The following is a 20,867-nucleotide window of genomic DNA, read 5'->3' as shown; positions in this document are numbered from 1 at the left end:
TGCAATGAGCGAACTTAAAAAGGAAATCACCCTCATCTCTGGCGTTGGTCAGCTTTCAACGACATTACTCGGCACAGGGCTGTTTATGGTTCCAGCGATAGCCGCTGGTATCGCCGGACAGTTGTCACTTTGGGCGTGGGTGATACTGTTTTTTGCAATCTGCCCTATTGCCCTAACATTTGCTCAGCTTGGTAAACGATACCCAAATGCGGGTGGGACCGCCTTTTTTGTTCGTCAGGCTTTCGATAAGCGACTGGAAAAAAGTGTTGCATGGTTATTCGTTAGCGTCATTCCTGTCGGCGTCCCTGCTGCGGTTGCTTTGGCAGCCGGCTTTTTACAACAGTTGCTACCTAGCGCCATCAACTCCGCTTTGTTCGCACAAGTTTTAACGGTCGTGCTGCTCGTTACGGTCAATTTGGCGGGTACCAAGTCCTCGGGCCGACTGCAGACCGTGATCGCATTGAGTATTTTTGCACTTGTTGCCGCGTTCTGGTGGCAAGGCGACGTCGGTCATAGTGACATCATCATGCCAAGTTTGTCGTCAGACGGGTTATGGAATATTGGTGCGGCACTCGCCGTCATGTTTTGGTGCTTTGTAGGCATTGAAGCTTTTGCGCACATGGGAGAAGAGTTCAAAAATCCACAGCGCGACTTCCCCATCGCCATACTGATCGGCAGTTTTGTCGCGGGTGCAACCTATTGGGCCTGCTCGGTGGTTATCCTCAAGTTCAATGCTTATGGTGCAGAAGGCTTTGATAGTGCTTCAATACCATGGTTGGCTGAGCAATTATTCGGCAGTCAATTCAAAATCGTCATCAGTGTGCTAGGATTTGCCGCGTGCTTTGCCAGCGTCAATCTCTACACTCAAAGTCTTTCGCGCATGGTATGGGCTCAAGCACGTGAATATAAACCAAACAGTGCGTTGGCAAGAGTCTCCATTAAAGGCGTGCCCGCCAATGCGACTCTCGTCGTGGGCGCAATATTGCTCCTGTCTTGCCTATTCGGTCAGCTCTCAGGCTTAGATTTGGAGTTTTTCCTCAAACTCGCCAATGGAATTTTTGTACTGGTTTATCTACTGGCCATGCTGTCAGCCTACAAACTTCTCAAAGGCTTTGGTAAAGCGCTCGCCGCTATCTCTTTGTTACTATGTACCGCCGTGTTTATCTGTCTCGGCTGGTCAATGCTCTATGCATTGGGCGTGTTTAGCTTACTTTGCTTACCGTGGCATAAGCTGCGCAGAAACAAGTCTGCTTCGACTGAGCCAAGCTAAGCATCTGTTTCCAAGCGTTCAAACAATCGAGCCAACGCCGCGATGTTTGGCTCGATTTGTTCCAATCCTGTGTTGCCAAAACCTAACACGACACTGTGCCAAGCTCTGTTGTGTCGATAAGGGTTTGACTCGTCTTCGTAATAACGCATTGGCCGCACCACTATACCTATTTTTTCGGCTTCAGTGGCAAGCCTTATCTCGTCCACTTCCACTGTCCACTTAATGGTGACATGCAGACCCGCTGCTTGGCTGATCACCTTAGCCTTGCCTTTGAAATGCAGCTCGATGGCGCAGCACATACGCTGATATTTTTGATGGTAAAGCTTGCGCATTTTGCGAATGTGGCGCAGTAAATGCCCTTCAGAGATAAAGTCTGCCAACGCTTCTTGGCTATGGGTCGCGGTGTCTCCACTGGTTGCATCTTTGATTTGTAAGCACGTCGCGACTAATGATTCAGGCACAACTAGGTAACCCAGCCGCAAACCATTAAACATAACCTTGCTGAACGAGCCAATGTAAAGCACACGATCCTCACTGCTCATTTCACTGGCTAACCCCTGTAAGCTTGTGTATGGGCGATGAGCGAACTGAAACTCGCTGTCATAGTCGTCTTCAATGATCCATCGTTGTTGCAGGTTCGCCCAATGAATCAGGTTAAGGCGCTGCTCAGAGTTTAATGTGGTGCCCATTGGGTATTGATTGCTTGGTGTCACGTACAGCGCTTTTGCCGCACTCTCCTCTACCTGCAATAAATCAAACCCTACGTTTTCTTTAACAATCAGAGACTCAACATCAACCTGTTTAAGTTTGAGCACTTTGCTCATCTGAGCGTAACCCGGTTGTTCCATCAATACTTTATCACCAGCGCCTAAAATGGCGCTTGTTGCAATATACAGCGCTTGCTGCGCGCCAGAGGTAATGATGATACGGCTTGCATTACACGCGACACTCCGACTGCTGGCTAAGTACTCGGCTAGCGCCTGGCGCAGTGCCAAGCTCCCTTGCACGTTCTGATTGCCCATTAAACTGATTCGATTGCCATGTCGCAGCAACATTCGCTGCCATTTGTCGATCGGAAACTGGGCAAGATCAGGCACACCAGGAGCAAAAGGTTTGTTGATTTCGAATGCAGAAATCGGCGCGGCGGCACTTTGGGGCATACGCTCCGATGAGGTATGCAAATAATGATCGGGGAGATGAACAGTGACATAAAAACCAGAGCCCTTACGGCTCTCCAAATACCCTTCCGCTACCAGTTGTTCGTAGGCCGCTATCACGGTATTGCGACTTATCGACAGCTCATTCGCCAATTTTCGTGTTGAAGGAAGCTTACCCCCTAGTGGCCATAATTGTGCCACGATTTTTGCTCGTATCGCGTGGAACAATCGCTCATGTAAAGCACTTTGGCTCCCTTCTAAGCTCAAATCACCGACATCAATTGGCATCATAACTGGACCTATCCATTTATCTAAACTGGCTCTCAATAAAGTACCACTTAAAGGTTAACTTGCAAGCTATCAGCTCAAACACAAAGGAAGTTATCGAATGCTATCGACAACCAAAAGAAGCCAAGTAAACAAAGCTCAACATAAAGCCGTGCTAGATACTGAGGTACTAAATCAAATCATTGATGAAAGCTTAATTGGCCATATTGCTATCGTTGAACACAGTGGCCCGGTCATTATTCCGATGCTGGCTTGGCGTGTTGACGACCACATCTACATACATGGAGCTAACAATAGCCGACTTATGCGTTCCCTCAAGCAAGGCGCACAAACTTGTGTCACCTTTACTCTTTTTGATGGATGGGTATTGGCGCGCTCGGCGTTTCATCACAGTGCTCACTACCGCTCTGCTGTGGTGTTTGGCGGTTTCGAGCAGGTCGAAAACAAAGACGAGAAAGATCGAGTTCTCAATTACTTTATTGAACACATTGCGCCGGGCAGAACGCAGCAAGTCAGACTCAGTAGCGATAAAGAACTGGCAGCAACGTTAGTGTTAAAAATGCCGCTTAGTGAAGCCTCGGTGAAAGTAAGTAACTATGGCGTAAATGACGATAGAGCCGACCTTGATCTTCCCGTTTGGGCAGGCGTGTTGCCTTATCGAACCGTCGTTGGTCCACTAGAGCCAGTCGAAGCGTGTCAAAGCCTAGAGGAACCTGACTACAGTGCGGCTTATACCCATCGCTGGTATACATAGCGCTATTGATTAAACAAGGTCGTGGAATTGCTGCTGATATTGTTTTGGCGTCAATCCACGATGCTTTTTAAACATCCGGTTAAAGCTAGCGCAGTTTTGGTAACCCAGTCGTAGAGCCACATCTTCGATACTCATTCCCCGCCCCATCAGGTTAACTGCGGTGTTACTCAAAACATACCCCATCACCATAGTAAAATTCATCCCAACGGCGTGTAGCCGACGCTGGAACTGCTGAGTCGATAGTCCGAGCAAACCAGCGACTCGTTCTAGCGTAGGCAATCCATAGTGGCAGCTGTAGTTGATGATTTCATAGATCACTTTCACTTCGTCATCAGGCTCGGGCATATTGAGAAACTCATCCAAATCGGAAAAATTCATCGCCAATCGCTTTTGGGACAACTTAGTGTGGGGCTTGGTTGCCATACGCAAATCAGAGTGAAACCACACTTCAGTTTTCGAGTGACTCCATTCAATATCACAGCCAAAAAAGGCTTGGTACTTGTCGCTATTTTTGCGTGAGCCCGACAACATCACACGCAGCGGCACAAAATCTGGGTCAATGTAACTGCGGAGGATCTTAGTCATCACAACTGCGATACGCACACTGTCATGAACTTTGCACTGTGCTTCTATAAAAGGATTTTGATAGACCCATTTAAGAATTGCTCCACTTTGCGCACCCGATAAGTAAGCCCCCGACTGCAATGCACTCAATCCGTAGTTAATCCGACGAAAAGTGGAGGCCAGATCATGGCCAGAGAACAGCCAACGTGAAATCGCACCAAGTCGCGTTAACTCAACCTCTTTGGTGATATCGAGGACAAAGTCCGGATTACCACTGCGTTTTTCTACTGTTTCAAACCAGCGGTTCACTTCTGAGATTGGCAGCAGTGTCATTGGGTTTTCCAACGCACTCTCGGGAATATGCAACTCATTATCACTGATACCATATCGGTGCTTGGCCATCATATGGATTTGCCTGATGGCTAGCGCACGCATAAATCGAACATCGTTCATACTGATCACATCAATTACCGTTCACATTTGAATGAATCTGTCACAAAAAACGGAATATCGCAAATCTAGATCACAATTAACGCACTGTTAAAGACTGGAGACCTAGATGAGTCTATTAAGCGTCCCTTTTGTTGGAACCGGAGCGGATACCGCATTGCACGTGGTCGCTGCCGTTGTGCTACTTGGCACGATTGGCGCTGCCATTTATGGCTTTTGGAAGTTTCACGAACTGCCAATCAATAAAGCTCACAGTAAAGACCACCATCAAATTGGATTGATAACCGCACTCACATGGATTGGATTTATTTGGCACTGGGTTTGGGTTATCGCCGTAATCCTTGCGTTCGTCGATATGGAAAAAGCGATCGTTAATTTACGTGACACTTGGCGTGATGCGCCGAAGCACCAAGATCAAAAAGAGGACGCATAATGTTAGAAGGTTTAGCGGTATGGGCGCTGTTCATTTATCTACTTCGTCTTGTGGGCATGCCTTGGAACAAGTTTACTCAAGGCTTCGCCTATTTGGGCGGGGCATCCTGGCTACTGTTCGTTTGGGTTGGTCTCATTAACTTTACACCGATGGATCTTTCAGGCGGCTCTGTGGTTCAGTCTCCGCATATTCAGTTGCGTCCAGATTCGGCCAACGTAACGGGTAAAGTGGACAAGATCCATATCGCCCCTAACCAAGAAATCCGACAAGGTCAGCTGATCTATGAGCTAGACGCGACCCAGTATCAGATTGCGCTTAACCAAGCCAAGGTCAGCGAAGACGCTGCGCAAGTTGCAATGGACGTTGCCGTAGAAGACATCGCGATTGCCAAAGCAAGCTACGCGTCGATGAAGCAAGATCTGAAAACGACCGAAAGCCAACTTGCGATGGCGAAAGTGGATTACGATCTGCAAAAGAAAATGCTCAAGCGCTATCAAGAGCAAAACCGCGTGGTGAAAAACACCATTACTGACAGCGACATCGATAAGCAAGAAACGACGGTGGCCAAAGCGCAACACAACATCACAACCATAGAATCTCAGCTCAAGACGAAACAAGTCGAGACGGATAAAGCAAAGCTCGCGATCAGCAAAGCGGAGCTGGCGGTAAAAAGTAAACAAGCCGACTGGCAAAAAGCCAAAGAACAGCTAGCGAAAGCTCAATGGGATCTCGACAGCACCAAAGTATACGCACCAACCGATGGTTTCGTGACCAACTTTATTCTCCGAGAAGGTCAACGCGTATCCATGATGCCACGCTTGCAAATGTACACTGAAGAGAAGTACGTTCTTATGCGCGTCAATCACCAAGCGATTCGCAACGTTAAACCCGGACAGGCTGCAGAATTTGCCTCTTCGGTTTATCCCGGGAAAATATTCACTGCTGAAGTCGAGGGCATTGTTGAAGGAACAGGTGAAGCACAAAGCAACCTATTAGGCTTAGACCAATCGGTAAGGCAAACAACGGGACAAAACCTGCAAAACAAACACCATTTTGTCCGATTAAAGATTCAAGAGCCTGAGGGCTACGACATTCCGGTCGGTTCAGTCGGTTTAGCATGGGTCAGTGGTGACAAGCCAATCGGTTTCATGGCCTTTCTCGATGTGATTCGCGGTATCATTATTCGCATGAAATCTCAGCTCTACTTCTTCTACTCTATCTAACCGAATCAGCCGCCTCACAATGAGGCGGCTTTTTCTATCAGCTTTGTATCCAAAGTGGCGCTTTTGCCGTATAACAAGAATCAGTTATCGGGAGAACAGTATGTCAGCAAAGGAAAGAAGCCTTCCTACCCATCGTCTATCCAGATTCAGCAAGTTTGCCTCGCTCGCCACCAGAGTCGCCGGTAACGTCATCGCAGAAGGCACAAAACAGATCGCCCAAGGCAACAAACCCAAAGCCAAAGATCTGCTTCTCACGCCACAAAATATCACCCGACTGACTACCCAACTTGCCCATTTGCGCGGCGCGGCAATGAAGATGGGACAAATGTTGTCGATGGATGCAGGAGATGTTTTAGAGCCTGAGCTCGCGGAAATATTGTCTCGGCTACGATCAGACGCAGATCCAATGCCTGCAAAGCAGCTTAATTCAACCTTGGTCAACGCATTGGGAGACAACTGGAAGGAAGGTTTCCTTGCTTTTAACTTTAAACCCATCGCAAGCGCTTCCATTGGTCAGGTACATCAAGCGTACAGTGACGACGGAACCAAGCTCGCCGTAAAAGTGCAGTATCCAGGTGTGAGAAAAAGCATAGACAGCGACGTTGATAATGTAGGGACTCTGCTGAAAATGGTCGGGCTAATTCCAGACAGCGTCGACTACAAAGGGTTGCTCAATGAGGCAAAGCTGCAACTGCACGATGAAGCGGATTATCTTAGAGAGGCAAAGTACGCTCAGCGCTATCACCATGTGCTCGAAGGTACCCCCCATTTCGTTGTGCCGAAAATCGTTGACCAAAGCAGCTCTGATTCCGTCCTTACTATGGCCTTTATCGAAGGCAAGACGATTGAGTCGATTGGTGAGCAAGATCAGCAAACCCGAAATCATGTCATGCATCAACTTATCGATCTCTTGTTTAAAGAGTTGTTCGAGTTTCGCATGGTACAAACTGATCCCAACTTCGCAAATTACCTGTATATGGAAGAGACGAAACAGATCGGCTTACTTGATTTTGGCGCCACCAGAGAATACGACGAACGTTTCAGCAACGGCTATCGCTGCGCCTTTCAAGCGGTACTCGACAATAATGAAAGTGCATTAAATCAAGCTCTGGAGAAGATAGGCTTTTTTAGCCAGGATATTCGATCGAGTCAACGCCAAGCCATTTTGAACCTAGTGAAAATGGCGTGTGAACCCATGCTGATCGATGAAGAATACGATTTTAAACAAAGTGGGCTCGCGCAACGCATACGTGAGGCGGGGACCGTACTAAGTATGGAGCAGGATTATTGGCATACTCCCCCTGCAGATGCACTCTTCTTACATCGGAAAATAGGCGGAATGTACTTATTGGCCGCGCGAATCGATGCAAAAGTCAACATCCATCAACTTGTCACTCCTTATCTTATGGCAAATACCAAATAGGGTATTGTTTTTCTGTAACTTTCGAGTACCTTGATGGACAGTTTTAACCGATTTAACTGACCGTCGAGGTGCTCTGTGAGCCAGTTCCAAGACCTCTCTATTCTGATCGAGCAAATTGTTCAAGCTGACGATGCCAGCCAAGTCACGATACTTAACGACTCTATCGAGCTAGGCCTTGAGCCAGGTGCCGTTGCATTGATATTAGAAGCTTTCCCTATCGAAGAGCGTGTACGTTTATGGCGCAGCCTACCGCTTGAACTGCACATTGAGGTGCTCACCGAAGCTCGTGCTGAAGTTAGACACTCCATTATTGATCAACTATCAGAAGTCGAGCTCAGACTCACCTTGGCCAAGCTCGACAATTTGTCTCTGATTGAGTGGGCAGATTCTCTGCCTGAAGAAATCATCAATGAAGCCCTGAGCCTGATCGAAAAAGACGAGTTAGAACTTTACGATCAAGCGAATGAATATGAAGACGACGAACTAGGACGCTGGGCGGAGCGAAAAGTCGTCACACTGCCGTTTAGCATTTCGGCTGAAAAAGCGCGTTTGCTGATGGAACGCTATAGCTACGATGCACCGCAGCAAATTTACCTGATTAATAAGCGTAAGCAGTTTCGTGGTGTAGTAAATTATATCGATCTTTTACGCGCTGAGCCTAACGAGCGACTAAAGAGCCTCGCTCTTGAGAATGTCGTGACCTTAGACGCTAAGTTGAGTCTCGCTGAAAGCATCGAGGCACTAGAGCACTCCTCGTTGTCAGCCATGCCCGTCACCGACGATAAGCAGCTGCTTGTGGGTGAGGTGGATTGGCAATTTGCCCTGAGTAACCAACGTGAGATTTACGAAGCTCGCTTAATGGCGGGTACAGGTATGGACGAAGGCGATGACCTGTTTGCGCCTATCGTCAGAAGCTCTCAAAAACGTGGAGTTTGGCTAGGGATCAACTTGATGACGGCAATATTAGCCTCCGTCACCATTGGTTTGTTCGAAGACGTTATCGCTCAGGTCGTCGCGCTCGCGGTGTTGATGCCGATCGTGGCATCAATGGGTGGTATCGCAGGAAGTCAGACTCTAACCTTGATGATACGTGCGATGGCACTGAACCAAATCACCCCCGGTAACCGTTGGGCATTACTAAAAAATGAAATTGGTATCGGCTCAATTAACGGACTGCTTTGGGCCATCATTATCGGCGCATTGGCAGGGCTGTGGTTTCAGTCGGCCATTATTGGTTCGACGATCGCGCTAGCGATCATCGTCAACATCATTACCGCGGCGCTGTTCGGTGTTTTAATTCCGATTGCCCTCGACAAACTGAAGCTAGACCCAGCCCTCGCGGGTTCCGTGATTCTGACCACTGTTACTGATGTCGTCGGCTTTTTTGCCTTTTTAGGCACCGCCAGTTTGGTCATGTTGTAACGGGCAAGTTATGCTTTTTATCATTAGCAAAACTGTGGTCATTTGCATTTTGCAATTGCAACTTGCAACCAAACTGGTCAAAACCCGTCAGAATCGATGAAAAATAGAGCAATTAGGTGCTATTAAAGTTGGCACATATACTGCAATAGATATGGTGACCCTTATTAAGCCGAGGGTCACCTAGCCAACTGACGTTGTTAGTGAACCATTTTGTTCACACTTATATCAGCCAATCTCGCCAAGTTTGAGATTGGCTTTTTTCTTTTTATTACGTTAGAAACCGTATTTAATACCCAGACGTAACGTATCTTCTCCGGACACGACAACGCCATCGGCATCTTTTACCTCTTTCAAACCATTCGACATATACGACACGTAGCTCGATAAGTTGCCATTGAATTTGTAGTAACCAACCACTTCAAAAAAGTCGGCTGAATCGGCTTTAGTTTTCGCATCCGTATTTTCGTCTTCCGCTTTGCCGTAAACCAGCTTAGCCGTAATTTGATCCGTAAATTTGTACGCAACGGCGGCTTCCAAAGCCGTAAATTCACTCTTGTGTGAGTTCGCGGGGGTATCTTGATCCAAGTTATCATTGTCACCGAATGAGTATGTGATCGCGAGATAGAGCGCATCCAAACTGTATGCAGCGCCAAACAAGGCAGAGGACTGCTGGTAGTCTTTATTCAGGTCGGCTTTGGAGTAAGCAGCGCCAAGGTCGAGCCCCATAGGTAACGCATATAATGCGGCGAGACCAAATCCATCAGAGTCCGACTCATTATTGGCAGTAAAGCTCGCTTGCAGTTGTAGGGCATCAAACTTACCACGGTAAGCAAACGTGCTGTCTTCTTTGTCTGAAGCCGCATCTATATATTGCTGTAAACCCGAAAATTCAGAAATATCAGTCAGATCGGTAATCAATACCGCTGCCGTGTCTTGACGCCCAGCAGAGAACTCCCCAAAACCAGTTTCAAGCCCGGCGTACATGTAGCGGTTTTCAAACGAGTCTTTCCCTGTTCCCTGCTCCGCTTCATACACAGCAAACCCAGTCAGATCATCGTTGAGGTCCGTCTTGCCTTTTAGGTTCAGTCGAGCGCGCGATTTGTCTTCCATTGTGCCTTCGACTTCCGCGCCTTTAGAGCCAATAAAATCTCCGCGAAACTCAACACGACCGCCTACTTTCAGCTCAGTCCCTTCAGAATCATAAACCGTTGCTGCCAACGTAGAGCCTGATGCAATTACTGCAATCACGGCAGAAGCTAACACTGCTTTTTTCATCTTTACTTACCTGTAATTTTAAGTTGAGCACAGCGGCTCATATTAACGACTAGTCAGTAAGTTAAAGTGGATTGATGACGCTTTGATTGCTGGTAAGTGGCAGTTGCGTGGCAACTTTATGGGTATTTGATGACAAGCGTTATTTGCTGCATATAAAAGAAAACCCCACTAAGCTTTCGCCTAGTGGGGTATAGTCTTACTCGCAGCAATCCGGCTACTAATAGGTGCTCCCTGCATCTATTCCTTGATAGTACGCTGAATCCTTCAGCACTTTCCTTATCATCGCCTTCCTAGCGGTGTCCTTGGCAATCCAGCCCGTTAGCTTTCCTAGCTAACTCTCATCACTTAATCCTTAAGCGGTGTCCCTGTTTCTATCATCCTGATAGCTATTGCCTTAGTCCGTTAAGCGTCCATTGTCTTTCCTTGTGTAACCATCCTAGTTACTAGCGTCCAGCCAATGTCCTTCGCTTTCCATGCCAATTATTCATCCTGAATAATCGAATCTTCGTCCTGAAGATGACCGTTCCTTGGGTCTTTCCTGTTCCGTGTCTGCTCCCTGCTGACAACTTAAGATTATGAGATTGGCGTTTTTTCACAACGGCGATTTGCAAGAAATTGCGCTCGACCAATCGCTCACAAAACAAGCATAGCAATTATAATCAATCACTTAGAAGAGGTTTTGAAAAATATCTTAGCCAATAACTCTCATTTTGCTCACGACCTTGTGAGAGATCTCGCACAAGCATACAGGGTATTTTGCCTTATCAAGATGATTATCACGCAGAGTGTATTAGTGATCCAAATCACTCAAAAAACGCTAAACCAATAAAAAGGAGGCACACCGCTAAGGTTTTTACTGGACTAACGTTGAGGAAATGAGGATATTATTAGCTGATCTCTATCACATTTAACTAAAACCTGCTTATGAATGGACTGAGCAGGACGTCGACTCGCAGAGGAATGACTTAATGATAACGAAATGGGCACAACGCTTTTACCAAATGGCTGAACTTGTTGGCTCTTGGAGTAAAGACCCGTCTACTCAAGTAGGTGCTGTCATTACTAAACAGAATCGCATCGTTTCAGTTGGTTTCAACGGCTATCCGCATGGTATCTCTGACAGCGCCATGACTGATGATAGAGAAATGAAATATCTAAAGACGCTTCATGCTGAAGAAAACGCCATATTATTCGCGAAACGAGATTTAGACGGCTGCGAAATCTGGGTCACTCACTTCCCTTGTCCTAATTGCGCAGCAAAGATCATCCAAACGGGTATCTCGGCGGTGCACTGTCCAGAGCAAACACCAGACTTCCTTTCTCGTTGGGGTGACAAAATCCAAGTAAGCCAAGAGATGTTTCTTCAAGCGGGTGTGAAAGTAAACTGGCTGCCGCTCAGCGACCTAGAAGGTGACGTGTAAGCGCTCAAAAATATCGAACAGCTGCTTAGACTTGTACGGCTTAGGCAAGTAAGCGTCCATACCGGCGTCAAAGCAGCTTTGGATCTCTTCAGGTAACACGCTGGCTGTTAGCGCGACAATCGGCACACGCGGACGATTTTGCTCCTCTTCCCATTGGCGGATCTGCTGAGTGGCAGTGAGTCCATCCATAATGGGCATCATGCAATCCATTAAAATTGCGCAATATTCTTGCTCTGCTTTCACTAAGTTAACCGCTTCAAGTCCATTACTCGCGATGGTGAAATCAATCCCTACTTTACTCAGGAAGAAGCTCGCTATTTTCTGATTCATCAAATTATCTTCAACGATCAGCACACGCTTAACCACACCAACATCCGGTTGGGAAACAAGCTTGTCACGTTGCGCAATTTTAAATCGTGAATCACTTTGGCATTGGCTTAATACCGATTCAAAACGTTTGCCTAATATTGGCAAGGCGATTTGATTGGTGAGCAAGCCTTCAAGATCCGATGCGGGATAGAGGTGATGTTGTAAGCCAATGATATCCGCAGAGGGAAAACGGGCTCGCAGTTGGGAGAGATCGGTCCGCGATTTCGTATGCTTTGCTAAGCAATATAAGATAACGTCATATTCATCTGGCAGGTCATCCAATTGCTCACAATTTTCACATTGAGTAACCACTAACCCTAAACGGACGCTTTCCGCATACGCTAACTGCTGGTGAATCGCTTGGTTGGCGATAAACAACGCTTTGAGGGGATATTGAGGAATCGAAGGCTTAGTCTCGGGCTCGACCATAGGCAAAGTAAACGTAAATCGGCTGCCTTCTCCAAGGCCAGATTCAACAGAGATCTGTCCATTCATTAAGTCGACCAATTGGTTACAGATGGTCAACCCTAGCCCTGTACCGCCAAAGCGGCGAGTGATCGTGCCATCCTCCTGAGTAAAGGGTTTAAAGATCTCTGCTAACTTGTCTTCCGCAATACCAACACCTGTATCGGCTACCTCGATGCTCAGTCCATGATGTTCAACGACAGAAACCCGCATAATCACATTACCTTGAGGACTAAATTTAATCGCATTACTCATCAGGTTCATCAACACTTGTTTGACGCGAAATTCGTCTAGTTCAAGGTGGTTCGGCACATGGTCAGCAAACTCGACATGGAGTGTCACTTCCTGTTTTAACGCATGGCTGTTAACCATGTTGACGGTATCAAAGATGATTTCCCGAACACTGGCCATATGTGGAGAAAGCGCCAAATTTCCCGACTCAATTTTCGACAAATCTAAGATGTCGTTAATGAGTACAAGCAGCGCATGGGAAGACGCATCAACGTCGTTGAGAATGTCTTTTTGCGCCGCACTCAAATGGCTGTCTGCTAAGATTTCAGTCATCCCTATAATGCCATTAAGCGGAGTGCGGATCTCATGAGACATGTTAGCCAAAAAGATACTCTTGGCCTGATTAGCCGCTTCAGCGTGCTCTTTGGCCTTCACCAAGTCTTGTTCGTACGCTTTTTGTTTGGCTATCGTATAGTTAAGTTCAGTCGCAAACTTAGCAAACTCATCGCGACCATCAATCGGAATTTGCTCAACGTGGCTACTACCCCGTAAGTTACTCATTACCTGCAAGATCCGTGAGAGTTTGGAGTTAATGCGATATAAAGTACTGGTTCCCCACGCAAACATAATGACCATGGCTATAATGCCTACGCCCGCTATCGCCCACATCGCGCGCTGGCTGTATTTGATCTCTGCGCCAAGTTCATTTTGTAGATGACGAGAAAAGAGCAGCAGTTGGCGCTCGACCAACTTATTACGCAGCTCCACGACTGAAACCGCCTGACCTAGCTGATCGAGGGTGTAGCGGTTATACAAAATTTGCTCTCGAACGTAGGTGCTCTTTTGAAAATCTTGGCTGGTAAAAATGGCCAGCAAAGACTCTACTTGCTCGCTATCGGCACCGAGGGTAATAAACTTATCGAGGTAGTGCCGTTGACGTTCACTGATTCTAAAATACTCAGGTGCATAGACATTGTATGGCCACCCTTCTACTTGAATTTCCTGCACTAACCAAGCTTCGCGCTCCATCCAAAAATGCAACCAGCTCAAGTCACTGATAATAAGATCCAACTTATGGACATCGGTACTGAGGTTGATGTTATCTCGAGACAACACAGAGGCATAAAGGTCGTAATACACCGTATAAATTAAACGTCCTAACTCTATTGTCTCTTCACGACCGGCTTTACTCAGTTCGGGAAACAATTGCATTAACTCTTCAATGTAGCTAACAGAGCTGGCCTCTCGCTCACTGCGCCTTTCTAAAGCCAGTAACTGTTGCAAGGTTTGGTTGGCAAGCGCAACGTAGGTTTGATTTTGTTGCCCATTAAGTTGACGGCTTAACGCGGAGTAGTTGTGTTTGGAAAATTCGGTAAGCAAATTGATAGCGGCATTTTTTTCATCCACCAGCTGATAGCTGTGAAGTCTGCCTTGTAGCTGATTGACGAGGTTGGCACTTAGTAAAATGATAACTATGGTTGGTAATAGACACAGTATCAATAAGCGGCTTTTTATAGACATTCTTGTCAGAAGCATTTTGAGTTCAATCCTTGAATCAAATGTGCATACCAAAAACTTAAGTGTAGAAGAGTATTAGCGTTTGTTCACCGCAAGCGCCAATCTTCATTAAAATTAAACGTTGGAAAACGCTGCCACCAAGACGTGGTCAAGCCGTTAGCTAGGGAAAGGAGAACACGACTCACATGGCAAGTTTCACGATAAACGTGTACCACTTCAGATCGAATGCTCAACGTTGACGGTTAACTACTACGGTAGAATTTTCGCCTTGGCGCTGTTGTTAGTCAGTCTACTACTCACATCGGCGAACGTTCTCGCAGAGCAGCTAGTTCTGATTACTTTTAATCAAGAGATACAGGCGCTTCGAACCAATCAAGTAAAAATGCTCTATCGGGGCAGGCTGTCTCACATTGACGGCTTGCCAACCCGACTCATGGACCTGCCTAAAAAATCGAAACACCGTGATCAATTCTATCGTCTGTTGCTGAACAAGAGCCCAAGCCAAATGAACGCAATTTGGGCCAAGCAGTCCTTCTCCGGTAAAGCGATAGCGCCGTTTGAAATCGCACAAGAATCAAAACAAGAAATCATCAGTTGGCTTAAACAAAACAAGAATGGCGTTGCGTATGTCCCAAGCCATCTTGTACCCGAGGACGCATATGTCATATACGAACTTCAACCATAAAAGCTGGGGAGCGCAATTGCTTGCCCTAGCAGCGCTTACAGTACCACCAGTCAGCCTTGCTCAAATACAGTTGGGCGATAACATACAACTGAGTGGTTTTGGCACGATAAGCGCTGCCAAAACCGACAACGAAACACCCATTCTGTTTTCGCGAGATATCACTGACGAGTGGTGTTTCGATTGCGATACGACACTGGGCTTCCAGCTCAATTGGCAAATCACTACCAAACTGCGGACGGCGGTACAGGTAATAAAACGCCCCCAAGATGAGTTCTCGTCACCGGAACTCGAGCGCGCGTACATTGAGTACGCATTCGACAGTGTTCGAGTTCAAGCTGGACGCCTTCGGGTACCACTGTACATTATGTCCGAGTACTACTATGTCTCGAGCGCCTATCCTTGGTTACGTCTGCCTTCGACGGTGTACAACAATAACCTAGGTATTACTCATTACGAGGGCATATCCGCAGATTGGAGCTTTCTCGTTAATGATCAGATTCAAGTCTCTATTAACCCTTACATCGCGATTCCTGATAAGGATGACTTCGAGCTTTATGGCGATAAATTTACTCTAGATACTGTGTACGCGTTTGGTTTATCGGCCGAAGTCTACATTGAAGAAACTCTGCTTCACTTGGCCTTTTCTGAAATAAAAACAGAGCAAGAAGGACTGATATCTGGTGATGACACTTATGAACTCACCTTTGTTTCACTGGGATTGAGCCATTACCTTACCGACGCGCTGCATCTTCAAGCAGAAACCCTATTGGAGAGCGAACTATACGCCAACTGGTATGTCAGCTTAGATTACCATTTAGGCCAGCTCACCCCTTATATTCAGTACGGCCAAGCGCGAAAAAATCGCGCTTTCGAAAGTTACTTGGTTGGTTTTCGCTACGATCTTACGCCACAAATTAACACGTCAGTTGAGTGGCAACGCTTTTCTGGGAGAAAAAATATCATCAGTGGCGAATTTACTGAGCCTCAAAACCCGCAGCAACCGTTTGCTTCTAAAGTCGACCTGATCTCTATTGGCATTTCGTTTACTTTTTAAGTTGATAGGCCCAAAAAGATCACAGTTAATATTGAATCGATACAATCTTGTTGCACGAAAAATGCGGCGTGAGTATTTTTTATCTCGAAATAACTTAACTCGATTGAATTTGTCAATAAGCCTATCCAACTAGACGTACCCTAAAAAACCGCTATTAAACGCCCTCTAGACAGCCATTTTTGCTGATATTATTTTTTCTAGCAGAATAAGATGTTAGGCATTACAATCCTGCCGCATAAAAATTACAAAAATAACACATAGATTATTAATCTCTACCTGCCTCCCTACAAAGCAAAGTAGAGTCAGTCCCCAAAACGTGAAAGGTCCAAACGAAACATGAGTCCAGAGAAACATCTATTAGATTGGCAAACTAGCCAAACGATTGCGGAATCAATTTCTCCCCTACTTGGTCAGCTTTACCGTCAAAAAGGCGTAGAAGTATTACTTTTCGGTAAAACACTCGTCAACGCAGCGACGATAGACATCATCAAAACCCACCGTCTAGCGCGCCGTTACACAGGTACACCTCTCACTCCAGAACAAACTCTTCCTCTAATCAAAGCTTTGTCAGAAATGGAGTTGTCTCCTTGTCGTATTGACGTAGGACAACTGGCTCACCAGTTCTGGCAAGGCCGAGATGACGCTCATGGTGTGAAAGATTTCCTTCACACTAGCTTAATGGGCGCAATGGACGGTAAGACTGTGACTGAGCCTCGTGACGTTGTACTGTACGGCTTTGGCCGAATTGGTCGCCTGCTCACTCGTCTGTTGGTTGAGAAGAACGGTCCGGGTTACCCACTAAGACTGCGTGCTATCGTAGTACGTGGCGGTAAAAAAGGTGATCTTGAGAAACGCGCAAGCTTGCTTCGTCGTGACTCTGTTCATGGTCAGTTTAATGGCAGCATTATCGTAGATGAAGAGCGCAAAGCCATCATCGCCAACGGCAACTACATTCAATTTATCTACGCAAACAAACCGGAAGAAGTAGACTACACAGCTTACGGCATCAACAATGCGCTCGTTGTTGATAACACCGGTGTTTGGCGTGATGCTGAAGGCCTAAGTCAACACCTTGACTGTAAAGGTGCAGAGAAAGTCCTGCTTACAGCACCAGGAAAAGGTGACATCAAAAACGTAGTATTTGGTGTTAACGACAATGTCATTCAAGCGGAAGACAAAATCATCTCTGCGGCGAGCTGTACAACTAACGCAATTACGCCAATTCTTAAAGCTGTTAACGATAAGTATGGTGTTATCTCAGGTCACATCGAGACGGTTCACTCGTTCACCAACGATCAGAATCTAATCGATAACTTCCACTCTGGCGAACGTCGCGGTCGTAGCGCTTCACTCAACATGGTACTCACCGAGACTGGTGCTGCCAAAGCAGTCGCAAAAGCGCTTCCTGAACTTGCTGGCAAGTTAACAGGTAATGCGATTCGCGTTCCTACACCAAACGTATCAATGGCGATTGCGAACTTGAACCTAGAAAAAGGTACAGACAAAGAAGAGCTCAACGCTTACCTACGCGAAATGGCACTTACATCTGAGTTGTCCGCTCAAATCGATTACACCGAATCAACCGAGATTGTTTCCACTGATTTGGTTGGCTCTCGCTTTGCTGGTGTCGTGGATGGTGCTGCGACCATCGCCCAAGATAGCCGTTGTGTACTGTACATTTGGTACGACAATGAGTTTGGTTACAGCTGCCAAGTTGTTCACTGCATGGAGCAGATGATGGGAGTTCGTTACAAGACCTTCCCGACTCAATAAACGACAACAATCCGGATATCGCCTTTCGCTTCAGCGAGAGGCAAATCTCCACAACATAATAACGTATAATAATCCCCCGTTTTTGCCACTCTTATTGGATGAGAGTGGCTTTTTTGGTTTGTTTACCCAGTATCTCGGTGAGCAAAACACATCGCTGCTGCCTCGTTCATGTTTCATTCATTTCCAGCCACGTATTCTAGAGACTAAGCAAGAAGAGGTAATGACTATGAATAGAATTGTATCGAGTATTTTGGCCCTGTTTGTTGGCGTATTTACCATTCTGTTTGGCCTGATCTTAGCAATCCCATTGACCATTGCAGCCCTAATTACGGGAAAAAAGATCGAGAAGGCGATGAAAACCAACCGCGCTCCTTTCCACCAACCGGGACAGGATCGTGTTCTGGAGGGGGAATATGAAGAAGTCACAAAGTAAAAGAGAGAAAATCGAATACGTAATGCGCAAGAAATCCGCTTTCGCGTTTTATATTGCAGCAGCGATTACTACAGTGATTGTTGGTTGCAGCACTCCCGCACAAGATCCCGCGTATGAGAAAGCGACGGCGCTACCGGATTACGACCAAGACAGCTTTTCTCAATATGTTGCCGAAACGAAAAGCTGGCTTGAGCAGAACCGCATCTTTATAACGGAAGACAAGCAAACTGAACTTGCCCAAGTTTTGCCACGTGAATATCAACCAGCTCAGCCGAACGGTCAAGGCGTGCTATTGGTGCACGGCTTGGGAGACTCGCCCTACTCTTTTCATGATGTCGCGACACATCTAGCCGATCAAGGGTATGTAGTGCGAACCATTCTCCTGCCCGGTCATGCGAGTAAAGTCGGTGATTTACAGCTCCCTACGCTACAAGACTGGCAGGGAGTGGTCGATCATCATATCGCATTGCTCAAAAAGCAAACCGAGAAAGTATGGCTAGGCGGTTATTCGACGGGCGCAAACCTTGTCACTTCAGCCGCTCTCAAGGATGATTCCATCCAAGGGCTACTGTTATTTTCTCCAGCGCTCGAACCAGGATCGAGTTCCGTTCAGTTTGCAGAACTCGCAAGCCACTTTATCACTTGGGCAGACCAAGACCCTGAAAACAACCCATTACGTTATAACTCGCTGCCAATGAGTGCCGCCGCGGTTTATTATCAAACATCGGCGATCGTCAGGGAGCAACTTGAAACCGCAAACTACGCTCATCCGGTGTTCATGTTACTTAGCGAAGGGGACAAGGTAATCAACACTGAGTATGCGCTAAGCACATTCAGCGAAAAGATGCCTAACACTGCTAATCACGTTGTTTGGCAAGGAGAGCAGGAACTCAAAGACCCTCGCTCAACACGCTTTAGCATGAAAATACCCGAGCAACGCATCTCCAATGGCTCGCACATGGGGCTGCTGTTTTCACCCACTAACCCCAACTACGGCATTGGTGGCAGCAATTTAATTTGTAGCAACGGGCAACCGGAAGATGTATCAAGTTCATGCGCTCAAGGAGAGGATATTTGGTACTCCGCTTGGGGCTACGTTGAACCTGGTAAAACCCATGCTCGACTAACCTATAACCCTTATTTTGAAGAGAGCATGGCCATCCTAGACAAGGTAATGTCTGACCAAAGCAAATCTTAACCCACTAAAGCCCGGCCATTGGCGGGGCTTTACTTTTCACCTCTGCGCTCGCTTTTCTGCCAATACGTCCATTCGGTCAGAATAAATCCACGCTACACTCGAATATAGGTTGCACGTAAGTAACAGCTTTGTTATTTAAGAACAACAGCCAATAACAATAACACTTGAAGCACGAAGGATTGACAGATGAGTAATGGTCAACGCGACATCACACTACGTTTTTTAGCCGAGCCGGGCGATGTAAATTTTGGTGGTAAAGTCCACGGTGGCGCGGTCATGAAATGGATCGATTTAGCCGCTTATGCAAACGCCGCTGCCTGGAGTGGTAAATACTGTATCACCGCTTATGCAGGCGGCATACGATTTGTTCAACCGATTCATGTAGGCAACTTGGTCGAAGTCAGTGCTAAGGTGATCTACACGGGCCGAAGTTCAATGCACATTGCGATCGACGTGCAAGCGAGCGATCCCAAAGAACTAAAAAACCGCCTCACCACTCACTGTATCGTTATCATGGTGGCCGTTGATGAAAACGGTAAACCCACGGATGTCCCAGAGTGGATTCCGCAAACCGATGAAGATATCGAACTTCGCGATTCGGCCATCCGTTTAATGAATATGCGCAAACAGATCGGCGAAGAGATGGAAGCGCACGTTAAGTATTTAAAATAAGCTTTTCAGAGTAAAGTGGGGGCTTAGGCCGCCACTTTACTACTCCACCTTACCTGCTTCCCATCTACTCAAGTGACTCAATGTGACTCGATCTCACACTGTCACGTTAATTCGGCCCGCTCACTTCTCTTTAAGGTTCACTTTTGACGCTGAAGTCACTGTTTTATGTCAGCCGTATGTCAGGCAAAGAAACTGTCATTTTTCTTTCATCTTGATTTGGTTAAATCCTTGCAGATTAGTTAGATGAAGGAACCTCTGTGAGCTTAAGTGGCATTACCCTCAATGAAAACACGTTAGTTAACCCAAAAGCGGTGGAATACCAATGGGTTCGAACCATGTATGTTGAAGGGTATAACGATCAAGAAATCAACCACTACATTCAAACATGCTTTGGTGGAGATGATACGTTCGCAGATTTGTTTCGCCGTGTGGCACTGTCTCAAGAAAGTGTTTACGTGCTGCTTCGTTACCTAGGCTGTGCCCCCTCTAACCGAGAATTCTAGGCGCGCTAGACTACTCAATCATCCTTAACTGCAACAAGGTTTCTTGTTGCATACCCAAGTGAACAGTGCGTCGCAATCACTCATCATTTCGATATCTTTCCGAGTCTTAATTCTTATACTTGCAACGGTTCAACAGGCATAAAAAAACCCGGGACAAACCGGGTTTTGGTTACAAAAACTGTTAGAAGTAAATAGTAAGGAATCTCACTAACAGCCAGCTATGCGTAACGCCAGACTTGCCTCTTGCTTAGCTGATCGGCGGCCAAACCAAAATTGCTAAGCAGAA

General features: G+C 46.6%; 18 protein-coding genes. 14 read left to right on the top strand and 4 right to left on the bottom strand.

The features are described from left to right. Positions 1-4: 4 nt before the first annotated feature. Positions 5-1,270, top strand: coding sequence for an L-methionine/branched-chain amino acid transporter (gene yjeH / locus RH45_RS18360; RefSeq protein WP_008080051.1), 1,266 nt, complete (start codon positions 5-7; stop codon positions 1,268-1,270). Here yjeH and pdxR read toward each other — a convergent pair. Next, positions 1,267-2,718 carry a MocR-like pyridoxine biosynthesis transcription factor PdxR gene (gene pdxR / locus RH45_RS18355; RefSeq protein WP_008080048.1) on the bottom strand — a complete coding sequence of 484 codons (1,452 nt, stop codon included), beginning with the start codon at positions 2,716-2,718 and terminating at the stop codon, positions 1,267-1,269. The two genes, yjeH and pdxR, sit on opposite strands and share 4 nt — an antisense overlap. Before the next feature lie 97 nt (positions 2,719-2,815). Between pdxR and RH45_RS18350 the strand changes: the two genes are divergently transcribed. Then, positions 2,816-3,469, top strand: a complete 654-nt coding sequence (locus RH45_RS18350) for a pyridoxamine 5'-phosphate oxidase family protein (RefSeq protein WP_008080046.1) — start codon at positions 2,816-2,818, stop codon at positions 3,467-3,469. Between the two features lie 9 nt (positions 3,470-3,478). Here the strand turns inward: RH45_RS18350 and RH45_RS18345 are convergent, their stop codons facing one another. Continuing rightward, complete coding sequence (locus RH45_RS18345) at positions 3,479-4,486, bottom strand: AraC family transcriptional regulator (protein WP_008080044.1); 1,008 nt, start codon at positions 4,484-4,486, stop codon at positions 3,479-3,481. Between the two features lie 106 nt (positions 4,487-4,592). Here RH45_RS18345 and RH45_RS18340 point away from each other — a divergent pair, with 106 nt between their 5' ends. The 4 genes from RH45_RS18340 to RH45_RS18325 all read left to right on the top strand — a co-directional run bounded on the left by RH45_RS18340 (position 4,593) and on the right by RH45_RS18325 (position 8,984). Then, positions 4,593-4,916 carry a hypothetical protein gene (locus RH45_RS18340; RefSeq protein WP_008080042.1) on the top strand — a complete coding sequence of 108 codons (324 nt, stop codon included), beginning with the start codon at positions 4,593-4,595 and terminating at the stop codon, positions 4,914-4,916. Continuing rightward, positions 4,916-6,139: an HlyD family secretion protein gene (locus tag RH45_RS18335; protein ID WP_008080041.1), complete on the top strand. Its 1,224-nt coding sequence runs from the start codon at positions 4,916-4,918 to the stop codon at positions 6,137-6,139. Before RH45_RS18340 ends, RH45_RS18335 begins: the two co-directional genes overlap by 1 nt. Positions 6,140-6,239: 100 nt before the next feature. Next, a complete protein-coding gene (locus RH45_RS18330) occupies positions 6,240-7,562 on the top strand; it encodes an ABC1 kinase family protein (protein ID WP_008080039.1) in 1,323 nt (440 codons plus the stop codon). A 75-nt stretch (positions 7,563-7,637) separates the two neighbouring features. Further along, positions 7,638-8,984, top strand: a complete 1,347-nt coding sequence (locus RH45_RS18325; protein ID WP_008080037.1) for a magnesium transporter — start codon at positions 7,638-7,640, stop codon at positions 8,982-8,984. A gap of 273 nt (positions 8,985-9,257) precedes the next feature. Here RH45_RS18325 and RH45_RS18320 read toward each other — a convergent pair whose 3' ends face one another. Beyond that, on the bottom strand, positions 9,258-10,259 hold the full coding sequence (locus RH45_RS18320) for a porin (protein ID WP_008080035.1): 1,002 nt from the start codon (positions 10,257-10,259) through the stop codon (positions 9,258-9,260). Between the two features lie 968 nt (positions 10,260-11,227). Between RH45_RS18320 and RH45_RS18315 the strand changes: the two genes are divergently transcribed. Next, complete coding sequence (locus RH45_RS18315; protein ID WP_008080033.1) at positions 11,228-11,680, top strand: dCMP deaminase family protein; 453 nt, start codon at positions 11,228-11,230, stop codon at positions 11,678-11,680. On the opposite strand, the gene RH45_RS18310 is transcribed toward RH45_RS18315, so the two are convergent. Further along, positions 11,663-14,281 (bottom strand): hybrid sensor histidine kinase/response regulator, encoded by a 2,619-nt coding sequence (locus RH45_RS18310; protein WP_008080030.1) that lies wholly within the window; start codon positions 14,279-14,281, stop codon positions 11,663-11,665. The genes RH45_RS18315 and RH45_RS18310 overlap by 18 nt on opposite strands. Before the next feature lie 217 nt (positions 14,282-14,498). On the opposite strand from RH45_RS18310, the gene RH45_RS18305 reads away from it, so the two are divergent. The 7 genes from RH45_RS18305 (at position 14,499) to RH45_RS18275 (ending at position 20,581) form a co-directional block, all read left to right on the top strand. After that, the gene (locus RH45_RS18305; RefSeq protein WP_008080029.1) at positions 14,499-14,948 is read left to right on the top strand and encodes a hypothetical protein; all 450 of its coding nucleotides are present in this window, start codon (positions 14,499-14,501) and stop codon (positions 14,946-14,948) included. Further along, complete coding sequence (locus tag RH45_RS18300) at positions 14,923-16,002, top strand: hypothetical protein (protein WP_008080028.1); 1,080 nt, start codon at positions 14,923-14,925, stop codon at positions 16,000-16,002. Before RH45_RS18305 ends, RH45_RS18300 begins: the two co-directional genes overlap by 26 nt. 336 nt (positions 16,003-16,338) lie before the next feature. After that, positions 16,339-17,775, top strand: a complete 1,437-nt coding sequence (locus RH45_RS18295; protein ID WP_008080027.1) for a glyceraldehyde-3-phosphate dehydrogenase — start codon at positions 16,339-16,341, stop codon at positions 17,773-17,775. Between the two features lie 226 nt (positions 17,776-18,001). After that, positions 18,002-18,208 (top strand): hypothetical protein, encoded by a 207-nt coding sequence (locus RH45_RS18290; protein WP_008080026.1) that lies wholly within the window; start codon positions 18,002-18,004, stop codon positions 18,206-18,208. Between the two features lie 22 nt (positions 18,209-18,230). Then, on the top strand, positions 18,231-19,406 hold the full coding sequence (locus RH45_RS18285) for an alpha/beta hydrolase (RefSeq protein ID WP_039958912.1): 1,176 nt from the start codon (positions 18,231-18,233) through the stop codon (positions 19,404-19,406). 186 nt (positions 19,407-19,592) lie between these two features. Continuing rightward, positions 19,593-20,078, top strand: a complete 486-nt coding sequence (locus RH45_RS18280; RefSeq protein ID WP_008080023.1) for an acyl-CoA thioesterase — start codon at positions 19,593-19,595, stop codon at positions 20,076-20,078. Between the two features lie 257 nt (positions 20,079-20,335). Continuing rightward, a complete protein-coding gene (locus RH45_RS18275) occupies positions 20,336-20,581 on the top strand; it encodes a hypothetical protein (RefSeq protein WP_008080022.1) in 246 nt (81 codons plus the stop codon). Positions 20,582-20,867 lie beyond the last annotated feature (286 nt).

The sequence above is a fragment of the Vibrio sinaloensis DSM 21326 genome (assembly GCF_000189275.1).
GTDB lineage: Bacteria > Pseudomonadota > Gammaproteobacteria > Enterobacterales > Vibrionaceae > Vibrio > Vibrio sinaloensis.
The sequence above is the reverse complement of the archived record's forward strand: the minus strand, read 5'-3'. Positions and strand labels throughout refer to the sequence as shown.

Excerpts from the sequence above, each read along its gene's own strand:
- yjeH (WP_008080051.1), top strand. The coding sequence starts at position 5 with ATGAGCGAACTTAAAAAGGAAATCACCCTCATCTCTGGCGTTGGTCAG.
- pdxR (WP_008080048.1), bottom strand. The coding sequence starts at position 2,718 with ATGATGCCAATTGATGTCGGTGATTTGAGCTTAGAAGGGAGCCAAAGT.
- RH45_RS18350 (WP_008080046.1), top strand. The coding sequence starts at position 2,816 with ATGCTATCGACAACCAAAAGAAGCCAAGTAAACAAAGCTCAACATAAA.
- RH45_RS18345 (WP_008080044.1), bottom strand. The coding sequence starts at position 4,486 with ATGAACGATGTTCGATTTATGCGTGCGCTAGCCATCAGGCAAATCCAT.
- RH45_RS18340 (WP_008080042.1), top strand. The coding sequence starts at position 4,593 with ATGAGTCTATTAAGCGTCCCTTTTGTTGGAACCGGAGCGGATACCGCA.
- RH45_RS18335 (WP_008080041.1), top strand. The coding sequence starts at position 4,916 with ATGTTAGAAGGTTTAGCGGTATGGGCGCTGTTCATTTATCTACTTCGT.
- RH45_RS18330 (WP_008080039.1), top strand. The coding sequence starts at position 6,240 with ATGTCAGCAAAGGAAAGAAGCCTTCCTACCCATCGTCTATCCAGATTC.
- RH45_RS18320 (WP_008080035.1), bottom strand. The coding sequence starts at position 10,259 with ATGAAAAAAGCAGTGTTAGCTTCTGCCGTGATTGCAGTAATTGCATCA.
- RH45_RS18315 (WP_008080033.1), top strand. The coding sequence starts at position 11,228 with ATGATAACGAAATGGGCACAACGCTTTTACCAAATGGCTGAACTTGTT.
- RH45_RS18310 (WP_008080030.1), bottom strand. The coding sequence starts at position 14,281 with ATGCTTCTGACAAGAATGTCTATAAAAAGCCGCTTATTGATACTGTGT.
- RH45_RS18300 (WP_008080028.1), top strand. The coding sequence starts at position 14,923 with ATGTCATATACGAACTTCAACCATAAAAGCTGGGGAGCGCAATTGCTT.
- RH45_RS18295 (WP_008080027.1), top strand. The coding sequence starts at position 16,339 with ATGAGTCCAGAGAAACATCTATTAGATTGGCAAACTAGCCAAACGATT.
- RH45_RS18290 (WP_008080026.1), top strand. The coding sequence starts at position 18,002 with ATGAATAGAATTGTATCGAGTATTTTGGCCCTGTTTGTTGGCGTATTT.
- RH45_RS18285 (WP_039958912.1), top strand. The coding sequence starts at position 18,231 with ATGCGCAAGAAATCCGCTTTCGCGTTTTATATTGCAGCAGCGATTACT.
- RH45_RS18280 (WP_008080023.1), top strand. The coding sequence starts at position 19,593 with ATGAGTAATGGTCAACGCGACATCACACTACGTTTTTTAGCCGAGCCG.